This window comes from Streptomyces sp. NPDC048603 (assembly GCF_043199475.1).
Taxonomy (GTDB): domain Bacteria; phylum Actinomycetota; class Actinomycetes; order Streptomycetales; family Streptomycetaceae; genus Streptomyces.
Map to the genome: position 1 here is coordinate 235165 of NZ_JBICVY010000002.1, position 14754 is coordinate 249918.

The window sequence follows — 14754 nt, forward strand, 5'->3', positions numbered from 1 at the left end:
CCATGAGGAAGCGCCATGGCCATGACCACATGGTTCTTCGAGCCCGGCCACAGTGCGGCCGAGTTCCGCGCCCGGCACATGATGGTCGCCCTCGTGCGGGGGCAGCTCAAGAACATGCACGGCCGGCTGGAGGTCGATCCGGACGCGCCGGAGACGGCCCGCGTCCAGGCGACGGTCGACGCGACCCATGTGTACACCGGCGAGCCCCAGCGTGACGCCCACCTGCGCAGTGCCGATTTCTTCGATGTCGAGCACCACCCGACGTGGACGTTCACCGGGACGGACGTCCGGCAGATGAGCGGAACCGAGTTCCGGGTCATCGGGGACCTCACCGTCCGCGGGGTGACGCGTTCGGTGTGCTTCGACGTCACGTACCTGGGGCAGTGGAACACCCCCTGGTGGGAGGACGGCCGGAACCTCGGCCCGCGACGCCGCGCCGGATTCACCGCCACGACCCGGATCAACCGCCATGACTTCGGGGTGAGCTGGAACGACGTGGTCGACCGGGGCGGTGTGGTCGTCAGCGACGAGATCGATGTCGTCGTCGACGTCGAGGCGGTCCTGGAGCCCGGCGGGACGGCCCCGGGCGAGGCGCGGTAGGTCCCCGGAGACGCGGTCAGTCCCCGGGAGGCGCGGTGGGTCCCCGGGAGACGCGATGGGTCCCCGGGAGGCGCGGTAGGTCAGTCCTCGCCGGCGAACGCCGCCCGCAGTTCGTCGCGCAGCGACCGCTGGAAGGAGGTCACCAGGGCCTGCACCACGAGCGGCTGCATGTGCGCGGACAGCGCCTTCATGGACTCCACCCGCTCCGGGTCGTCCTCTCCCTCGGTGAACGGGCCCCACACCTCGTCCCGGAACAGCGCCGTGAGCTCGTGCGCCGTCGCCCGGGCGTGCTCCATCAGAACCTTCCGGGCGGCCAGGATCGTCTCGTGCGCGATCGGCACGTCGAGCAGCGCCACCCCCAGCCGCAGCAGCGCCGGGTCCACCCGGAAGCCCTCGCCGGACGGGCCGATCACGTTCATCGCCGTCAGCCTGCGCACATCGGCGTCCGACAGGTTCCTCCCGGCCCGCTTCTCCAGTTCCGCCCGCGAGGTCTCCTGCTCCGGGTCGGGCGCCCAGCTCGCCACCAGCGCCCGGTGAATGGCCAGGTCGTGGGCGCTCAGATCGTCCGGCAGGGCGTCCAGGTAGCGCTCGATCGCCGACAGGGTCATGCCCTGCAGCTGGAGCTCCTCGATCAGCGCCAGCCGCGACAGGTGCTCCGGGCCGTAGTGCCCCACCCGACGAGGTCCGATCACGGGAGGGGGCAAAAGCCCGCGCGTGCTGTAGAACCGTACGGTACGGACGGTGACACCCGCTCGCGCGGCGAGTTCGTCCACGGTCAGCGTGAGCGTGGGCGTGGGCTCCTGCGCCTGGCTGCTCATCGGCTGTGCCTCGCTCTCGCTCTCTGATCTGCGCCTCAGGTTCAACAGTATTGCTGTCGCACCAACGATGTGAAACGGCCAGGAGCTGCCCATGACGACGAACCTGCGACTGCCCGCCCCCGCCGACGCGCTCACCCTGCCCGCCCTGCTCGCCCGCAACGCCGCCGACCACCCCGAGCTGCCCGCCCTGTCCTGGCGTACCGGCGCCGGCGGGGAGTGGTCGACCCTCACCTGGTCCGAGGCCCGCCACCGGGTCGCCGTCCTCGCCGCCGGCTACGCCGCCCTCGGCGTCGAGCGCGGCGAGCACGTGCTGATGATGATGGGCAACCGGCCCGAGCACTGGCTCACCGACCTGGCCCTGGTCCACCTCGGCGCCGTCCCCGTCACGGTCTACGGCACTTCCGCCCCCGAGCAGATCGCCCACATCGCCCGGCACAGCCGGGCCCGCTTCGCCGTCGTCGAGGGCACCCGGGAACTGGCCCGCTGGGAACCGCTGCTGGCCGACCCCACCACCCGGCTGGAGCGGCTGGTCGTGGCCGAGGCCGCGGAGGCCGGCGGGCACGGCACGTACGCCTCCCTGTACGCGAGCGGTGCCCGGCTGCACCGCTCCGAGAGCTTTGAGAAGTCCTGGCAGGAGTCCCGGCCCGAGGACGCGCTCACCGTCGTCTACACCTCCGGCACCACCGGCGACCCCAAGGGAGTCCGGCTCACCCACCGGAACATCGTGCTCCAGGCCGTCCGGCTGGACCGGAACACGGAACTGCCCGAGCACGCCGAGCACATCAGCTACCTGCCGCTGGCCCACATCGCCGAACGCATCCTCGGCATCTACCTGCCGCTGCTGCGCGCCGCGCACGTCCGGCTGTGCGCCGACCCCACGGCCGTCGCCGGAGCCGTACGCGAGCTGCGCCCCGTCCAGTTCTTCGGCGTGCCCAGGGTCTGGGAGAAGCTCGCCGCGTCGGTACGGGCCGTCCTGGCCAAGCTCCCCGAGGACCAGCGCAGCGCCATCGAGGCCGCGAACGACCTGGCCCGCGCCCGGGCCGCGCACCACGAGCGCGGCGAGGAGGTCCCGGAGGCGACGGCCGCCGCGTACGCCCGCGCCAAGGAGCGCGTACTCGACCCGCTGCTGGCCCTGGCCGGGCTCGACCGGCTGGTCTGGACGGCCAGCGCCACCGCTCCGATGCCGATCGACGTGACCCGCTTCTGGGCGGGCTGGGGCATCACCATCATGGACGCGTGGGGCCTCACCGAGACCTCCGGCGTCTGTACCGTGAACAGCCCGGACGCGTTCCGGCTCGGCTCGGTGGGCCGCCCCATCGAAGGCCTGGAGCTGCGGATCGCCGAGGACGGGGAGATCTTCACCCGGGGCGCCACCGTGTTCGACGGCTACCTGCAGCCGGACGGTTCGGTGGCGAGCGCGGGCGACGCCGAGGGGTGGTTCCCCACCGGGGACATCGGCCGGCTGGACGAGGACGGCTTCCTGTGGCTGACCGACCGCAAGAAGGAACTCATCATCACCTCCACCGGCAAGAACGTCGCGCCGGCGCTGGTGGAGAACACCGTCAAGGAGCACCCGCTGATCGGCCAGGCCCTGGTGCACGGCGACGGCCGCTCCTACCTGGTCGCCCTCCTCGTCCTGGACCCGGAGCTGGCCCCCGCCTGGGCGGCCGCCCACGGCATCGAGGACACCTCACTCACCGCCCTCGCCGCCCACCCCCGGATCCGGGAGGAGATCGCCCGCGCGGTCGAAGCCGCCAACGCCCGGCTGAACCGCACCGAACAGATCAAGAAGTACCGCGTCCTGACGGAGGAATGGGGCCCGGAGACCGGCGAACTGACCCCCTCCCTCAAACTCCGCCGCCGCGTGGTCCGCGCCCGCCACGCCGACCTGATCGACGGCATGTACGAACAGGATGCACCCGCGTCCTGACCCGTTGTCAGAGGCGTGGCGGCGAGCCCCGCCCTCCTGGCCACCGGTACGTCCCGGCCCGGCTGCCGCAGACCGCGACAGCCGGTGCCGGACCGGAGGTCCGCATCGGGCCGGCGGTTCCGGGTGACGGTGTGCCGGTCAGACGGTGTCCCAAGGGACCCCGGCCCAGGCGGTGGTGAGGACATCGATCAGGGCGCCACCGTCGTCGGAGAAGGCGATCCGGTCGATGGCGGCCAGTGGTTGGCCGGGGCAGTGGGAATTGGTCGCCGCGGCGGCCCGCAGTGCCGGAAGGTCGCCGGTGGTCAGCCGACGGGCCGACCACGGCACGCCGCTGCGGGTCAGGGCGGCCTGCAGCAACTGCATGGTGATGCCGGGCAGTACGGGGGCCTCGGGCCACAGGACCTGTTCCCCGTCCCAGAACGCCGCGTTCCACACCGAGCCCTCACGCAGGAACCCGTCCCGGCCGACGAACAGGACGTCGTCGAAGCCCGCCTCCCGGGCCTGGAGCATCCGGTGGGTGAGCCCCATCGTCGCCGCGTGCTTTAGGTGCGGCAGGTCGCGCTCGTACGTGACCGTGCGCACCCGCAGGGCCGGACGCGGGGTGTCGGCGACGGGATCGGAGACCGACACCATGACGTCCGTGCGCGATGACGAGCCGACGGCGGGGACGATGCTCACCCGGACCGACGCGGCAGGCTGATCGCCCAGTCCGTGCCGGATGAGTGCGCGGATCCGGGCGTCATCCTGTTCGGCGGCCCCGCCGAAGAGCTCACGGGAGGCACCCGCCAGCCGCCGGAGGTGCAGCTCCAGGCCGCGCACCGCCCCCTCGCGGACTTGCATCGACGTGAAGTGCCCGTAGTTCCACGTGGCCACCCGGTGCACGTCCGCGACCTCTGCGGGCCGGCCGTTGATCTCTATGGTCAGCATTCGCGCCATGCTACGAAAGCGCACTCTCCCGCCGACCCCGCCGGGGGCCCTGGAGAAACGGGCCCCGCGGCGGCTGCCTTCAGCGGCCGATCACCGGGTAGTGGTCGCTGAGGTTGGTGTACGTGTAGGACGTGCCCCAGCTGGAGACCGTCCAGGGGGCCGACTGCTCCTTGACCACGTTGTTCTCCCAGCCGGCCGGGCGGGCGTGGCCGACGCGGTGCAGGACGTAGTCGAGGTCCTCGCGCGGGTCCGTCGGGTAGCGGTCCTTCGCGATGGAGTTGTCCGCGGTGTCGAAGGAGTAGGTGTGGCCGGTGCGCGAGTCGGCGGAGGCCAGGCCCGCGTCGGCGAGCATCGAGGCGTACTCCGGGGTGCGGGAGTCGACGTTCATGTCGCCCGCGACGATGACCTGCTCGTTCGCCGGGATGTTCTTGGCGTCGAGGAAGGCGTCGATGTTCTTGAACTGGCGGCTGCGCATCTGGGCCGCCTCGCCGGCGCCGCAGCCCGGGTCGGTGGACTGGGCGTGGGTGCCGACCACGTGCACCTTGGAGCCGTTGACGTTCAGCACCACGTACGCGAAGCCCTTGTTGGACCACCAGTCCGCGCCGCATGCGTCCTTGTAGACGTACTGCTCCTTGCGGATGATCGGCCACTTGCTGAGGATCGTCACCCCGCCGTCCTCGGGGGTGGTGGCGGAGTACGCGCCGCCGGTGGCGTCCCAGCCGCTCTTGCTGCGGCCGACGATCGGCGTCTGGTACGGGTACTGCGCGGCCGAGTTGGCCTTCAGGGCGTCGGAGGCGGAGTTGTCGAACGCCTCCTGGAGGACGACCACGTCGTGGCCCTGGTAGAAGGAGGTCTTCGGTATCTCCGCGGCCCGGTGGTCCTGACCCCAGTTCGGGTACAGGTTCTTGCTGAACAGGAACACGTTGTACGTGAGGACGCTGAGGTCCGGGGTCGCGGTGGGCTCCGCGGCGGCCGGGGTGGTGGTGACGGCGAGGGCGGCGGTGGCGACGGCCGCGACGGCCGTGGCGGCGGCCCGGTTGCGGAACTGCTCGGTGAGCGGCATGCGGTCTCCATCATTCCTGTGGGGAAGAGCGACCGCGCCATACAAGCAGCCGCAGTTACCTTCGGGTAACACCCGTGCACCGGGAATCTTGACGAGCCATGGCCATACTGGAGGTGTGAAGATCGAACCGGGGAGCGCAGTGATGAGGGACGGCCGTGGGAAGGATCCCGAGCCGGGCCGGAAGGATCCCGAGCCGCCGGCGCCGGGCGGAGTGCTCTGGACGATCTCCGGTGACATCCGGCAGCTGCTGATGCTGCCCGCGGCCTTCACCATGCAGGTCGCGCACCCGGCCATCGGCGCCGGGGTCGACCAGTACTCGGTCTTCCGCACCGACCCGTGGGGGCGTGGGGAGCGCTCGCTCCGGTCCGTCCAGCTCTGGGTGTACGGCGGCGAGGAAGCCGCCGAGGAGGGCCGCCGGGTGCGCCGGCTGCACAAGGACATCCAGGGCACGGACACCCGCGGCCGCCGCTACCACTCCCTGGACCCGGCCTGCTACTCCTGGGTGCACGCCACCGGCTTCCCCGTGTACGAGCACGCCGCCCGCTACCTCTACCGGCCCTTCACCCCGGCCCAGAAACGGCAGCTCTACCGCGAATGGCTCCAGGTCGGCCGCATCCTCGGGATCCGCGACCGGGACATGCCGCAGACGATCGAGGAGTTCCGCCCCTACTACCGGCGGATGCTGGCGGAGGAGATCGAGAACACCAAGGTGGCGCAGGAACTGCTCGCCACCGACGTGCCCCTGCCCCGCCCCGAGGGCGGCCCGCTGCCGCTGCGGGTGCTGACCCGGCTGGCCTGGCCGCTGCTGCGCACGCTGTTCCTGCGGCTGCGCGCCTTCGTCACCGTCGGCTACATGCCGCCCGACGCGCGGGCCGCGATCGGCCTGGAGTGGAGGGAAGCCCAGGAGCGCCGGCTCCGCCGGTTCAGCTTCGCCGTACGGCACCTCGTACCGCTGCTGCCGGAACGGTGGCGGTACCTGCCGCTGGCCCGGGAGGCCCGGGCGCGGTGGCGCGCCGCCGGCGCCCGCTGAGGGGCGGGCGGCGGCGCACCACCTCCGTACCTGCCCGTACGGTCAGTGGCCGTGCCCGTCACGGCCGGCGTGGCCGTCGTGGTCGTGCACGGTGTTCGTCGCGGAGATCTTCTTCCACGACCTGGGCTCGGCGGAGGGCTTCGCCGGGGCGGCGTACGAGCGCCCCTTCGGCGGCTTGTTGCCCTTCGCGACCGGGCCGGTGGCCGGCTTGCCCGCGGTGTACAGCCAGGTGTCGAACAGTGCGCCGAGCTTCTTGCCGGAGATCCGCTCCGCGTACCGCACGAAGTCGCCGACCTTGGCGTTCCCGTACTTCCGCTCGGTCGGCCAGCCCTTCAGGATCGCGAAGAACTTCTCGTCGCCGACCTCGTTCCGCAGCGCCTGCAGGGCCAGGGCACCGCGGTCGTAGACGGCGAGGTGGAACTGGTTGTCCGGCCCCGGGTCGCCCGGCTTGACCTGCCAGAACGGGTCCTCGGCCGGGCGGGTGGCGTACACCCAGTCGGCGAGTTCCTGCGCGGTGCCCTCGCCCTCCTTCTCCGACCACAGCCACTGGCTGTAGCGCGCGAAGCCCTCGTTGACCCAGATGTCCTTCCAGTTGTCCACCGACACGCTGTCGCCGTACCACTGGTGGGCGAGCTCGTGGACGACCACCGACACGTTCGCGCCGTTCGCGAACTGGCGCGGGCTGTAGAACGGCCGGGTCTGCGTCTCCAGCGCGTAGCCGCTGGTCACGTTGGGTACGTAGCCGCCCAGCGCGTTGAACGGGTACGGCCCGAACACGCCCTCCAGCCACTCCGCGACCTCACCGGTCCGCTCGATGCTGGCGCGCGCCGCGCCGTCGTTGTCGCCGAGGTCCTTGCTGTAGGCGTTGAGGATCGGCAGGCCGTTCGCCGTCTTGTCGGTGGTGATGTCGAACTTGCCGATGGCGAGCGTGGCGAGGTACGTGGCCTGCGGCTTGTTGGACCGCCAGTTGTAGCGGGTCCAGCCCAGCTTCGAACTCTGCGACTGCAGCACGCCGTTGCTGATCGCCTGGGTGCCGTTCGGGACGCTGACCGAGACGTCGTAGGTGGCCTTGTCGAGCGGGTGGTCGTTGCTCGGGAACCACCAGACGGCGGAATCCGGCTCCTGCGCGGCCACACCGCCGTCCGGCGTACGGTGCCAGGCGGTCCAGCCGTCCACCTTCAGCTCCGAAGGCTTCCCGGCGTACTTCACCACCACCGTCACCGGCTTGTCCTTCGCGAGCGGCGCCGCCGGGGTCACCTCCAGCTCGTGTGCTCCGGAGGCGGCGAACTTCGCCTTGGCCCCGTTGACCCGCACCTCGCTCACCTTCAGCCCGAAGTCCAGGTTGAAGCGGGAGAGGTCCTGCTTCGCGGTGGCCAGCAGGGTGGCGGTCCCCTCCAGCAGGTCCGTCTTCGGCTCGTACTTCAGCCTGAGGTCGTAGTGCGAAACGTCGTATCCGCCGTTGCCGCTGGCCGGGTAATAGGTGTCGCCGAGGCCCGACGCGCCCGGACCGGCACTCGCCGCCGACGCCGGGATCACCAGCAGAAGGGAGGCGGCGAGCACGCTCGGGGCGATGACTTTGCGGTGCACGAAGAGCTCCAAGGGGTAGAGGGCGCTGTTCCGTTCGACCGTATTCACCGATCCCGACCCAGGTCATGTCCATGGCCCCTGCTGTCACACGATCGCCATCCGGCCGCAAGGAGTCGTACCGGGCGCGCTGACCGGCGACATGACGGGACGCCAGGACGGCCGTCGGAATCCGGACATGATGAAGCCCCCGCCACGTACGTGACGGGGGCTTCATCATGGTCCTGCGCCGGGGCCCGGATCAGGGCCCGGATCAGGTCCCGGACCCGTGCCGATCTCTGCACGCCCGTCGCGCAGCCGCAGCGGAGGTGGTGATTTCCGGCCGATTCCATCCGCTCCTGCCGCCCCCTCACGGATGACGAACGTTGGCCGGGCCGCAAGGAGGTTCAGGGCCGCATCAGGACGCAAGATGGCCCGATCGCATTACCTGCGGCGCGTCGCCTGCGGGACCGCACGGCCGGAGATATGCGAAGTGCCGACACGGCAGAGAGCCCCCGCGGAATGCAGGGGCTCTGCTGTGTTTCCGGTCCGGTCGGTCGCGCACCGTTGCTTGCGGGCAGAGGGGCCGTCAAGTGAGCGGCTGCCTGCTCCCGTCGGGCAGCGCGCACCTTTCGCCGCCGTAGGGGATCAACACGATCTGTCCGCCCTGGGCCGTGCACTCTTCTCTGGTGATCGTCGGAGACGCGGCGGCCTCGGCGCTGACAGCACCGACGGCGCCCATGCCGGCAAGGGTTGCCGAGGCCAGGGCGAGGCCCAGCATTCTTCGCATACGCATGGCCTGCTCCTCTCGGGCGCCCCCGTCCGGTCTTTCGGAGGACGACGTCTCAGGCCTACGGGCGCCCTACTCTCAGCATGGGCGATGCGCAGGAGCCGCGCGAGGCGAGCCCGGCGACACGGCGACACGGCGACACGGCGACACGAGGGCGCGGGGGCGCGGGGGTGTCCGGAACGGAGGACGCTCGTTGGTCCGGGCATGACGATCAAGAAGACCTTCGCCGTAACTCTCGCCGTCGCCCGCGCCGACGGAGCCCCGGCGGAAGGAATCCTGGTGGAGCAGGCCCGGACCGGCGCGATCGGCGGCTGAGCGGGCATGGCCGGAACCTGGCTGCCGCCCGAGGAGTTCGCCGAGACCCTGCCGAAGGCCACTGCCTTCGGGTGCGTGTTCTTCACCGACGAGTACGACCGGCCGGTCCAGCTGCGGGCGGTGTACTCGCAGAGTCATCCCTGGCAGTGGCCCGGGGGCTGCATGGACCCGGGGGAGCGGCCGTGGGAGACCGCGCTGCGCGAGTGCCGTGAGGAGACCGGCATCGTGTACGAGGGGTCCCCGCGGCTGCTGGCCGCCGTGTTCGGCCTGCCCGGGAAGACCTGGCCGCTGAGCACCGTCGGGTTCGTGTTCGACGGCGGCCGGCTCACCGACGCGCAGCTGCGGGACATCGTGCTGAACCCGGAGGAGCACGACGAGGTGCGGGTGCTGCCGCTGGAGGAGTGGAGTCCGCTGATGCCCCCGCGGGACTTCGCCCGGCTGGAGGCCGTGATGCGGGCACGCAGGGACGGGAGCACCGCCTACTTCGACTGCTGGGACTGGGGGGACTGACTGGCCGGGGCGGCCCTGCGGGCAGGGTCCGGCATCGGGCCGGGTCCCTGCATCAGGACTCGGCCCGCCGGTGTGCCGAGCCGTTCGGGGAAGGGTGGAGGCCCCGGCGCGGCACGTGTCAGGACAGCGGCCCCCGCCCCTCCCGCAGCCGCTCGGCGAACTCCCGCGCGGCGGCCAGGTCTCCGGCGTCGGGCCGCTGCTTGTTGATACCGCCGACGAGCTTGAAGGGTGCCCAGGTATCGAGCGCCCGGCACGAGAAGTTCCCGTCCACCTCGAAGCCCTTGCCTTCGAGGAGTCGGACCAGGGGACGGGTGAAAGGCGCCCGCGGTGCTTCGGGGCGCCCGCTGGTGGCGAACACGAACGCCCGGCCCCGGCCGGCGGGAAGTGCCTTGACGAAGTCGGTCAGCCGGCGGTGGAGCCTGCCGTAGAAGACGCCCGAGCCGAATCCCACGAGGTCGGCTCCGGCGAGCTCCGCCGGGTCGGCCTGCTCGGGGGAGACGACCTTCGCGCCGAGGACCCGGGCCATGGCGTCGGCGACACGACGCGTATTGCCGTGCGACACGGAGGCGCACACGATGACGGTCTTCATCCTCACGATCCCTTCTCTCGCTCCTGCAGCGAGGACAGCGGAGCGGCGTCGGATGTGACACCGCTCGAATGTGACGGCGGCCATACCTCGGGGGGAGCGGCGGCAGCGCGGCAGGCGGCGGCCGAGCCGGTCGGGCCGGAGCCGGCCGCCCGTACCGAGCAGCGCCCTTCACGGCCGACTAAGCAGTCGGTAACCTGCGGCCATGACTGTTGATCCGCGAGCCGCGCGCCGTGTCTGGCACGGAGCCGTCAACCCGCTGCACGCCACTGTCTACTTCTCGCCGGACAGTGCCGCCGTGTTCGGCGGCCTCGGCATCACCGACCGCGTCGCGCAGAACCTGGCCGCCCGCTCCGCCGCCATGGGCGCGGTCGGCGCCGGCACCGTCGCCGCGGCCTTCTACAACTACCGCTACGACCTCATAGCCCGGCACCTCCCGGCGGTCTGGGACACCGCCACCCCCGAGCAGGTCCTCGCCGCGCGCCTGCGCGCCGTCGACGCCACCCTGCGGCGGCTGCTCGGCGCCGAGGCCCTCGCCTCCGCCGAGATGGCCGAGGCCGCCGAACTGGCCCTGCGGGCCGCCGAGGGCTGCACCCGGCACGGCCGCGTCCTCTACTCCGCCCACGCCGACCTGGCCCTGCCCGAAGAAGCCCACCTGCGGCTCTGGCACGCCACCACCCTGCTCCGCGAGCACCGCGGCGACGGGCACCTCACCGCCCTGCTCACCCTCGGACTCGACCCGCTGGAGGCCCTGGTCAGCCACAGCGCCACCGGCAAGGGCTTCTCCCCGAAGTGGCTGAAGGCCACCCGCGGCTGGGACCAGGAGGACCTGGAGGCCGCGGCCGGCCGGCTGCGCGAGCGCGGCGTCCTCGACGAGTCCGGCGAGCTGACGGTGGCCGGCAAGGAGCTCCGCGAGGAGCTCGAATCGCAGACCGACCGGCTGGACGCCGCCCCGTACGCGCACCTCGGCGCGGCCGGCCTGGAACGCCTGGGCGAACTGGGCGGCGCGTTCGTGATGACCGCCTTCGCCGCCGGGGCCTTCCCCGCCGACCTGTTCGGCAAGGTCTGACCCGGCACGCACCCTTCCCCACGCGACCGGACGCGACCGGACGCGACCCGACCCACCCGGGGGCGGGGCGTCCCCCGTCCGTCAGTGCCACCTGCCACAATTGACGGCCTCAGGCACAGACGAAGGCGGGACCGAGACGTGACCACGTCCATCGAAGGCAGGATCGCCGAGGAACTCGGCGTACGGGAGCGGCAGGTCAAGGCCGCCGTCGAGCTGCTCGACGGCGGCTCCACCGTTCCGTTCATCGCGCGCTACCGCAAGGAAGCGACCGAGATGCTCGACGACGCCCAGCTGCGCACCCTCGAGGAGCGCCTGCGGTACCTGCGCGAGCTGGAGGACCGGCGCGCGTCGATCCTGGACTCCGTACGCGAGCAGGGCAAACTCGATGCCGAGCTGGAGGCCCGGATCAACGCGGCCGACACCAAGGCCCGGCTGGAGGACATCTACCTCCCCTTCAAGCCCAAGCGGCGCACGAAGGCCCAGATCGCCCGCGAGGCCGGGCTGGAGCCGCTCGCCGACGGACTGCTCGCCGACCCGTCCGTGGAGCCGGCGGCCGCGGCGGCCGCCTTCGTCGACGCCGACAAGGGCGTCGCCGACCCGGCCGCCGCGCTCGAAGGCGCCCGCGCCATCCTCACCGAGCGGTTCGGTGAGGACGCCGACCTGATCGGCGAGCTCCGCGAGCGCATGTGGGGCCGTGGCCGGCTCGCCGCGAAGGTCCGGGAGGGCAAGGAGGAGGCCGGCGCGAAGTTCGCCGACTACTTCGACTTCGCCGAGCCCTTCACGGCCCTCCCCTCGCACCGCGTCCTCGCCATGCTGCGCGGCGAGAAGGAGGACGTGCTCGATCTGACGCTGGAGCCGGAGGACGCCGAAACGGCGGCCGTCCCCGGCCCGTCCACCTACGAGGGCATGATCGCCCGGCGTTTCGGCGTCGGCGACCGCGGCCGCCCCGGCGACAAGTGGCTCGCCGACACGGTCCGCTGGGCCTGGCGCACGAAGATCCAGGTGCACCTGGGCATCGACCTGAGGCTGCGGCTCCGCCAGGCCGCCGAGGACGAGGCGGTCCGGGTCTTCGCCGCCAACCTGCGGGACCTGCTGCTCGCCGCCCCCGCCGGCACCCGCGCCACCCTCGGCCTCGACCCCGGTTTCCGCACGGGCGTCAAGGTCGCCGTGGTCGACGCCACCGGCAAGGTGGTGGCCACCGAGACGATCTACCCGCACGTGCCCGCCAACAAGTGGGACGAGTCCCTCGCCACCCTCGCCCGGCTGGCGAAGCAGCACGCCGTCGAGCTGGTGGCCATCGGCAACGGCACGGCCTCACGGGAGACCGACAAGCTGGCCACCGACCTGATCGCCCGGCACCCGGAGCTGCAGCTCACCAAGGTGATGGTCTCCGAGGCGGGCGCCTCCGTGTACTCGGCCTCCGCCTTCGCCTCCCAGGAACTGCCCGGCCTGGACGTGTCGCTGCGCGGCGCGGTCTCCATCGCCCGGCGGCTCCAGGACCCGCTCGCCGAACTGGTCAAGATCGACCCCAAGTCGATCGGCGTCGGCCAGTACCAGCACGACCTGTCCGAGGTGAAGCTGTCCCGCTCCCTCGACGCCGTGGTCGAGGACTGCGTCAACGGCGTGGGCGTCGACGTCAACACCGCCTCCGCACCGCTGCTCGCCCGGGTCTCGGGCATCAGCACCGGGCTCGCCGAGAACATCGTGGCGCACCGCGACGCCAACGGCCCGTTCCGCAGCCGCAGGTCCCTCAAGGACGTGGCCCGGCTCGGCCCCAAGGCGTACGAGCAGTGCGCCGGCTTCCTCCGGATCCGCGGCGGCGACGACCCGCTGGACGGCTCCAGCGTGCACCCCGAGGCGTACCCGGTGGTCCGGGCCATGGGGAAGAAGGCGGGTGGCGAGGTCGCCGCGCTGATCGGCAACACGTCGGTGCTGCGCTCGCTGCGCCCCGAGGAGTTCGTCACGGACTCCTTCGGTCTGCCGACGGTCACCGACATCCTGCGCGAGCTGGAGAAGCCGGGCCGCGACCCGCGCCCCGCCTTCAAGACGGCCACCTTCAAGGAGGGCGTGGAGAAGATCGGCGACCTGGCCGCCGGGATGATTCTGGAGGGCGTGGTCACCAACGTGGCGGCGTTCGGCGCCTTCGTCGACATCGGCGTCCACCAGGACGGCCTGGTGCACGTGTCGGCCATGTCGAAGACCTTCGTCAAGGACCCCCGGGACGTGGTCAAGCCCGGTGACATCGTCCGCGTGAAGGTGATGGACGTCGACATCCCGCGCAAGCGGATCTCGCTCTCGCTCCGGCTGGACGACGAGGCGGACGGTTCGGGCACCGGCGGCGGGCAGAAGCCGCGCCAGGACCGCCAGGACCGGCAGGACCGGCAGGACCGGCAGGACCGGCAGTCGCGCCAGGAGGGGCAGGGACGCCGGGGCGGCGGCCGCCCGCCGCAGCAGCGCGGCAACGGCGGCGGCAACGGCGGTGGCAACGGCGGTGGTGGCGGCCGGTCCCGGGACACCGCCCCGGCCCCGGTGAACAGCGCGATGGCCGACGCCCTCCGCCGTGCCGGCCTCACCGGCGGCGGAGACCGCAAGCGCGGCTGACGGGTGGCCGGATCAGGCCCCCGCCCCCGGAACTCCTTTGCTCCGGGGGACCGGGATCGGTAGTCATGGCGGTACGCCCGTCCGCCGTCCGGCGGACGGGCCCACGCCAGGAAGTGACGCTGCCTTGACCACCGTTCTGATCACCGGCGCCAGTGCCGGACTCGGCGCCGCCTTCGCGCGCGGCTTCGCCGCGAAGGGGTGCGACCTGATCCTGGTCGCCCGCGACACCGGCCGGCTGAAGGCCGTCGCGGACGAACTGGCCGCCGCCCACGGCACCCTCCCGGAGGTCCTGCCGGCCGACCTCCTCGACCCCGAGCAGTGCCGCGCGGTCGCCGAACGCCTCGCCGACCCGGCCCGGCCGGTCGACATCCTGGTCAACAACGCCGGGTTCGGGCTCCCCGCGCCCTTCCCGTACAGCCCGGTCGAGGACGAGGAGCGGATGCTCGACCTGCTGGTCAAGGTCCCGCTGAAACTCACCCACGCGGTCGTGCCCGGTCTGCGCGAGCGGCGCCGCGGAGCCGTGCTGAACGTCTCCTCGGTGGCCGGCCTGCTGCCCACCGGCACCTACGGCGCGGCCAAGGCGTGGACCACCGCCTTCAGCGAGTCCCTGCGGGTGGACCTGGCACCGTACGGGGTCCGGGTCCTGGCCGTCGTCCCGGGCTTCACCCGGACCGAGTTCCAGGAGCGCGCCGGCATGGACGTCAGCGCACTCCCGGACTCCGTCTGGCTGGACGCCGACGCGGTGGTGGCCCGGGCCCTGAAGGACCTGTCCCTGCGCCGCCCGCTCAGCATCACCGGCCTCCGCTACCGCCTCTACGCCCAGGCCGTCCGCCACCTCCCGCGCACCTTCGTGGCCCGCAAGATGGCCCGCGACCGCCGCCCGCCCGCTCAGGCGCCCGAGCAGGCGCAGAACGCCGCACGCCCGGAGGCGGCCCGGTGAAGGGGACTGCCG

13 protein-coding genes are annotated in these 14754 nt (G+C 72.2%); 7 read left to right on the forward strand and 6 right to left on the reverse strand.

Going from position 1 to position 14754, the window contains the following annotated elements; translation table 11 throughout:
• Positions 1 to 15 precede the first annotated feature (15 nt).
• Positions 16 to 600, forward strand: coding sequence for a YceI family protein (locus ACGFQ9_RS04790; protein WP_393571204.1), 585 nt, complete (start codon positions 16 to 18; stop codon positions 598 to 600).
• Between the two features lie 80 nt (positions 601 to 680).
• On the opposite strand, the gene ACGFQ9_RS04795 is transcribed toward ACGFQ9_RS04790, so the two are convergent.
• Entirely contained in the window at positions 681 to 1418 is a 738-nt protein-coding gene (locus tag ACGFQ9_RS04795; protein ID WP_393571205.1) for a MerR family transcriptional regulator, read from the reverse strand.
• A gap of 91 nt (positions 1419 to 1509) precedes the next feature.
• On the opposite strand from ACGFQ9_RS04795, the gene ACGFQ9_RS04800 reads away from it, so the two are divergent.
• Positions 1510 to 3348, forward strand: a complete 1839-nt coding sequence (locus ACGFQ9_RS04800; RefSeq protein ID WP_393571207.1) for an AMP-dependent synthetase/ligase — start codon at positions 1510 to 1512, stop codon at positions 3346 to 3348.
• Between the two features lie 138 nt (positions 3349 to 3486).
• Here the strand turns inward: ACGFQ9_RS04800 and ACGFQ9_RS04805 are convergent, their stop codons facing one another.
• On the reverse strand, positions 3487 to 4275 hold the full coding sequence (locus ACGFQ9_RS04805; protein ID WP_393571208.1) for an aminotransferase class IV: 789 nt from the start codon (positions 4273 to 4275) through the stop codon (positions 3487 to 3489).
• Between the two features lie 79 nt (positions 4276 to 4354).
• The gene (sph, locus tag ACGFQ9_RS04810; protein ID WP_393571210.1) at positions 4355 to 5338 is read right to left on the reverse strand and encodes a sphingomyelin phosphodiesterase; all 984 of its coding nucleotides are present in this window, start codon (positions 5336 to 5338) and stop codon (positions 4355 to 4357) included.
• Positions 5339 to 5480: 142 nt separating this feature from the next.
• On the opposite strand from sph, the gene ACGFQ9_RS04815 reads away from it, so the two are divergent.
• The gene (locus tag ACGFQ9_RS04815; protein ID WP_393571850.1) at positions 5481 to 6368 is read left to right on the forward strand and encodes an oxygenase MpaB family protein; all 888 of its coding nucleotides are present in this window, start codon (positions 5481 to 5483) and stop codon (positions 6366 to 6368) included.
• 42 nt (positions 6369 to 6410) lie between these two features.
• On the opposite strand, the gene ACGFQ9_RS04820 is transcribed toward ACGFQ9_RS04815, so the two are convergent.
• Both ACGFQ9_RS04820 and ACGFQ9_RS04825 read right to left on the reverse strand, forming a co-directional pair.
• Positions 6411 to 7955 carry a M1 family metallopeptidase gene (locus tag ACGFQ9_RS04820; RefSeq protein WP_393571852.1) on the reverse strand — a complete coding sequence of 515 codons (1545 nt, stop codon included), beginning with the start codon at positions 7953 to 7955 and terminating at the stop codon, positions 6411 to 6413.
• Positions 7956 to 8520: 565 nt separating this feature from the next.
• Positions 8521 to 8727, reverse strand: a complete 207-nt coding sequence (locus tag ACGFQ9_RS04825) for a hypothetical protein (RefSeq protein WP_393571212.1) — start codon at positions 8725 to 8727, stop codon at positions 8521 to 8523.
• A gap of 315 nt (positions 8728 to 9042) precedes the next feature.
• On the opposite strand from ACGFQ9_RS04825, the gene ACGFQ9_RS04830 reads away from it, so the two are divergent.
• The gene (locus ACGFQ9_RS04830) at positions 9043 to 9546 is read left to right on the forward strand and encodes an NUDIX domain-containing protein (protein ID WP_393571214.1); all 504 of its coding nucleotides are present in this window, start codon (positions 9043 to 9045) and stop codon (positions 9544 to 9546) included.
• A 118-nt stretch (positions 9547 to 9664) separates the two neighbouring features.
• Here ACGFQ9_RS04830 and ACGFQ9_RS04835 read toward each other — a convergent pair whose 3' ends face one another.
• On the reverse strand, positions 9665 to 10135 hold the full coding sequence (locus ACGFQ9_RS04835) for a flavodoxin family protein (protein WP_393571853.1): 471 nt from the start codon (positions 10133 to 10135) through the stop codon (positions 9665 to 9667).
• Between the two features lie 202 nt (positions 10136 to 10337).
• On the opposite strand from ACGFQ9_RS04835, the gene ACGFQ9_RS04840 reads away from it, so the two are divergent.
• The 3 genes from ACGFQ9_RS04840 (at position 10338) to ACGFQ9_RS04850 (ending at position 14742) form a co-directional block, all read left to right on the forward strand.
• Entirely contained in the window at positions 10338 to 11201 is an 864-nt protein-coding gene (locus tag ACGFQ9_RS04840; protein WP_393571216.1) for a hypothetical protein, read from the forward strand.
• A gap of 138 nt (positions 11202 to 11339) precedes the next feature.
• Positions 11340 to 13802 carry a Tex family protein gene (locus ACGFQ9_RS04845; protein ID WP_393571218.1) on the forward strand — a complete coding sequence of 821 codons (2463 nt, stop codon included), beginning with the start codon at positions 11340 to 11342 and terminating at the stop codon, positions 13800 to 13802.
• A 124-nt stretch (positions 13803 to 13926) separates the two neighbouring features.
• Positions 13927 to 14742, forward strand: a complete 816-nt coding sequence (locus tag ACGFQ9_RS04850) for an SDR family NAD(P)-dependent oxidoreductase (RefSeq protein WP_393571220.1) — start codon at positions 13927 to 13929, stop codon at positions 14740 to 14742.
• Positions 14743 to 14754 lie beyond the last annotated feature (12 nt).

What these genes read in the sequence shown, in the direction of transcription:
- ACGFQ9_RS04800 (WP_393571207.1), top strand. Translation starts at nt 1,510, where the DNA reads ATGACGACGAACCTGCGACTGCCCGCCCCCGCCGACGCGCTCACCCTG.
- ACGFQ9_RS04825 (WP_393571212.1), bottom strand. Translation starts at nt 8,727, where the DNA reads ATGCGTATGCGAAGAATGCTGGGCCTCGCCCTGGCCTCGGCAACCCTT.
- ACGFQ9_RS04795 (WP_393571205.1), bottom strand. Translation starts at nt 1,418, where the DNA reads ATGAGCAGCCAGGCGCAGGAGCCCACGCCCACGCTCACGCTGACCGTG.
- ACGFQ9_RS04830 (WP_393571214.1), top strand. Translation starts at nt 9,043, where the DNA reads ATGGCCGGAACCTGGCTGCCGCCCGAGGAGTTCGCCGAGACCCTGCCG.
- sph (WP_393571210.1), bottom strand. Translation starts at nt 5,338, where the DNA reads ATGCCGCTCACCGAGCAGTTCCGCAACCGGGCCGCCGCCACGGCCGTC.
- ACGFQ9_RS04790 (WP_393571204.1), top strand. Translation starts at nt 16, where the DNA reads ATGGCCATGACCACATGGTTCTTCGAGCCCGGCCACAGTGCGGCCGAG.
- ACGFQ9_RS04805 (WP_393571208.1), bottom strand. Translation starts at nt 4,275, where the DNA reads ATGCTGACCATAGAGATCAACGGCCGGCCCGCAGAGGTCGCGGACGTG.
- ACGFQ9_RS04840 (WP_393571216.1), top strand. Translation starts at nt 10,338, where the DNA reads ATGACTGTTGATCCGCGAGCCGCGCGCCGTGTCTGGCACGGAGCCGTC.
- ACGFQ9_RS04835 (WP_393571853.1), bottom strand. Translation starts at nt 10,135, where the DNA reads ATGAAGACCGTCATCGTGTGCGCCTCCGTGTCGCACGGCAATACGCGT.
- ACGFQ9_RS04815 (WP_393571850.1), top strand. Translation starts at nt 5,481, where the DNA reads ATGAGGGACGGCCGTGGGAAGGATCCCGAGCCGGGCCGGAAGGATCCC.